Here is a 4,111-nt window from a genome sequence, read left to right as displayed (position 1 = left end):
GGTCAACTACGTCTCCAACCAGGTCGCGGTGGACGCGCTGGTCGCCGAGCTCAGGGCCGCGGGTGGAGATGCCTTCGCAGTGAAGGGCGATGTCGGCAACGAAGCCGATGTCATCGGGATGTTCGAAGCGATGGACCGGGCCTTCGGCCGGCTCGACGCTTTCGTCAACAATGCCGGCATCGTCGACGTCAAGGCGCGGGTCGACGAGATGAGTGTCGAGCGGCTGGAGCGCATGATGCGCATCAACGTCGTCGGCTCGTTCCTGTGCGCCCGCGAGGCGGTGAAGCGCATGTCGACGCGGCATGGCGGCAAGGGTGGCGCCATCGTCAACATCTCCTCCGCTGCCGCCCGGCTGGGCTCGCCCGGCGAATATGTCGACTACGCCGCCTCCAAGGGCGCGATCGACACCATGACCATGGGGCTCGCGCGTGAAGTCGCGCTGGAAGGTGTCCGCGTCAATGCGGTCAGCCCCGGAATCACCGAGACCGAAATCCATGCTTCCGGCGGCCAGCCGGACCGCGTGGCGCGGATGCAGGATATGCTGCCGATGAGACGCGCCGGCACGGCGGACGAAGTCGCCAGCGCGGTTCTCTATCTTCTGTCGGACGCGGCCTCCTATACAACGGGCGCGATCCTCAATGTGAGCGGCGGCCGATAGGCGCCAAAGCAAAGGACAAGACCATGGCTTATGACGTCGTAATCATCGGATCGGGACCGGGCGGCTATGTCTGTGCCATCAAGGCGGCGCAGCTCGGGCTGAAGACGGCGGTGGTCGAGAAGAACGCCACCTTCGGCGGCACCTGCCTCAACATCGGCTGCATCCCGTCGAAGGCGCTGCTCCACGCCTCCGAGATGTTCGCCGAGGCTGGCCATGCCTTCGATACGCTGGGCGTCGAGATACCGGCACCGAAGCTCAATCTGAAGAAGATGATGGCGCATAAGGACACGACGGTGGCGTCAAACGTCAACGGCGTAGCCTTCCTGTTCAAGAAGAACAAGATCGATAGCTTCCGCGGCACCGGCAAGGTGATTTCGGCCGGCAAGGTTTCGGTGACCGGCGAGGACGGCAAGGTCGAGGAGATCGAGACCCGGAATGTCGTCATCGCCACAGGCTCGGATGTCGCCGGCATTCCGGGCGTCAAGGTCGATTTCGACGAGAAGGTGATCGTGTCCTCTACCGGCGCGCTGTCGCTGGCCAAGGTGCCGGAGCGTCTCGTGGTGGTCGGCGGCGGTGTCATCGGGCTGGAGCTCGGCTCGGTGTGGGCAAGGCTCGGCGCCAAGGTCACGGTGGTCGAGTTCCTGGACAACATCCTGGGCGGTATGGACGGTGAGGTATCGAAGCAGTTCCAGCGGCTGCTCACCAAGCAGGGCTTCGAGTTCAAGCTCGGCGCCAAGGTCACGGGTGTGGCCAAGGCCAAGAAGGGCGCGACCGTGACCTTCGAGCCGGTCAAGGGCGGTGCCACTGAGACGATCGAGGCGGATGTGGTGCTGGTCGCCACCGGACGCCGGCCCTATGCCGACAGCCTCGGGCTGCAGGAGGCCGGCGTCGAGCTAGACGAGCGCGGCAGGGTCAAGACCGACGCGCATCTCAGGACCAACGTGCCCGGCATCTATGCCATCGGCGACGTCATCGCCGGACCGATGCTGGCGCACAAGGCCGAGGACGAGGGCGTCGCCGTCGCCGAGACCATCGCCGGCCAGGCCGGGCATGTGAACTACGACGTCATCCCAAGCGTCGTCTACACCAGTCCGGAGATCGCCTCCGTCGGCAAGACCGAGGAGGAGCTGAAGAAGGCCGGCATCGACTACAAGGCCGGCAAATTCCCGTTCAGCGCCAATGGCCGCGCGCGCGCCATGCTGCACACCGACGGCTTCGTCAAGATCCTGGCCGACAAGGTGAGCGAGCGCGTGCTCGGTGTCCATATCGTCGGCTTCGGCGCCGGCGAGATGATCCACGAGGCGGCGGTGCTGATGGAGTTCGGCGGCTCGTCGGAGGACCTCGCCCGCACCTGCCACGCGCATCCGACGATGTCGGAAGCGGTGAAGGAAGCGGCGCTGGCGACCTTCTTCAAGCCTATTCATATCTAGATCCCGAACCGAAGCGCGATGCGCGTCAGCGTTCGGCATGGCTCGTCTCGCAAGGTTCGCTTGAGCAATTCCAGGAAAAGTGTGAGCGGTATTCCGTCCGGAATTGCGTAAAAACAAAGAGATAGAGCGGTTCGCCGTTTCTATGAAACGGTGAAACGCTCCAGGAGATACCTCGTGTCCAAAGGCTCCGATCTGCTTGTTGCCGCCCTCGAGAATGAAGGCGTGGACCGCATCTTCGGCATACCGGGCGAAGAGAACCTCGACGTCGTCGAATCCATTCGCAAATCCTCGATCGAGCTTATCCTGACCCGCCATGAGCAAGCGGCCGCGTTCATGGCCGCCACCCACGGCCGGCTCACCGGCAGGCCCGGCGTCTGCATCACCACGCTTGGCCCGGGCGCCTTGAACCTGACCACAGGCGCGGCCTACGCGCTGCTCGGGGCCATGCCGATGGTCATGATCACCGGACAAAAGGGCGTCAGGTCGTCCAGGCAGGCCCGGTTCCAGATCGTCGACGTCGTCGCGGCGATGAAACCCCTGACCAAGCTTTCGCGTCAGATCGTTTCGCCCAGGATGATCCCGGGCGTGGTGCGCGAGGCTTTCCGGGTGGCCGGCGAGGAGCGGCCGGGACCGGTGCATCTGGAGCTGCCGGAAGACATCGCCGCCGAGGAATGCGACGCGGTGGCACCGATTCCGCCGCACCCGGTCGAGCTGCCGCTGGCGAGCCCGCTTGCGCTCGACCGCGCCGCGCGTATGATCATCGAGGCCGAGCGGCCGCTGGCGATGATGGGCGCCGCCGCCTCGCGGCCGCGCTCGACCTCGGACCTCGCCCAGTTCGTCCTGCGGACCGGCATTCCCTATTTCACCACCCAGATGGGCAAGGGCACGGTGCCGGGTGGGACCGAGCTCTATATGGGCACAGCCGCCCTGTCCGAGCGCGACTATGTGCATGAGGCGATCGAGCGGGCGGATCTCATCATCACGATCGGCCACGACACGGTCGAGAAGCCACCCTTCATCATGGGCGCCGACGGTCCCAAGGTCATTCATGTCGGCTACCAGCCGGCCACTGTCGAGCAGGTCTATTTCCCGCAAACCGAGGTGATCGGCGATATCGGCGCGTCGCTCAGGCTGCTGGCCGACCGCCTGGAAGGCAACATTCCCAACGCACAGGCACTGCTGCCGCTGCGCGAGGGGATATTGAACCGCATCGCGGCGCGCGACAGCGAGGACCGCTTCACGCCGCAGCGCCTGGTGCACGACGTGCGCGCGGTGATGCCGGCCGACGGCATCCTGGCGCTCGACAACGGCATGTACAAGATCTGGTTCGCGCGCAACTACCGCACGCGCGTCGCCAACACGCTGCTGCTCGACAATGCGTTGGCCACGATGGGTGCCGGCCTGCCGTCGGCGATGATGGCGGCGATGCTTTTTCCAGAACGCCGCGTCATGGCGATTTGCGGCGATGGTGGCTTCATGATGAACAGCCAGGAGCTGGAAACCGCCGTCAGGCTGAAGCTCAACCTCGTGGTCCTGATCATTGAGGACCATGCCTACGGCATGATCCGCTGGAAGCAGGCGGTCGACGACTTTCCCGATTTCGGCATGACCTTCGCGAATCCCGATTTCGTCCGCTATGCCGAAGCCTATGGCGCCAAGGGCACCAGGGTAGGCGCCATTGCCGAGCTGAGACCGGCCCTTGAGCAGGCCTTCGCCGCGGGCGGCGTCAATCTCGTCGTCGTTCCGATCGACTATTCGGAGAATGAGCGGGTCCTGGTCGAAGAGCTGCGCCATCGGCTGCCCTGGCCGGCCAGTCCCATGTCGGATGATTAGACTGGAATGACGATCGCGATGGGCGTTTCGGCCAATCTCCAAGGCATGCCACCTGCCAATGCAAACGGAGCCGACCGGCCAAGATCTCTGCGGAGTGCTACTTGAGCATTTTCCGAAGCTGGAGACAGCGACATAAACAAGCGGCCCGCCTTTCGGCGGGCCGTTCGTTTTCAAGCTGCAGCCTGATTAC

Annotated in this window: 3 protein-coding genes; all 3 read left to right on the top strand. The window is 64.5% G+C overall.

Annotated features, from left to right (window positions below; all coding sequences use genetic code 11):
- A partial coding sequence (locus EOA27_RS25410; protein WP_127257552.1) for an SDR family oxidoreductase occupies window positions 1-658 on the top strand: 658 nt, incomplete at its 5' end.
- Window positions 659-681: 23 nt separating this feature from the next.
- A complete protein-coding gene (lpdA, locus tag EOA27_RS25405; RefSeq protein WP_126080459.1) occupies window positions 682-2,088 on the top strand; it encodes a dihydrolipoyl dehydrogenase in 1,407 nt (468 codons plus the stop codon).
- Window positions 2,089-2,262: 174 nt separating this feature from the next.
- Window positions 2,263-3,921 carry an acetolactate synthase large subunit gene (locus EOA27_RS25400; RefSeq protein WP_126080460.1) on the top strand — a complete coding sequence of 553 codons (1,659 nt, stop codon included), beginning with the start codon at window positions 2,263-2,265 and terminating at the stop codon, window positions 3,919-3,921.
- Window positions 3,922-4,111 lie beyond the last annotated feature (190 nt).

Origin of the sequence: Mesorhizobium sp. M2A.F.Ca.ET.037.01.1.1, assembly GCF_003998075.1 — a bacterium.
In the GTDB taxonomy this organism is placed as follows: domain Bacteria; phylum Pseudomonadota; class Alphaproteobacteria; order Rhizobiales; family Rhizobiaceae; genus Mesorhizobium.
The sequence above is the reverse complement of the archived record's forward strand: the minus strand, read 5'-3'. Positions and strand labels throughout refer to the sequence as shown.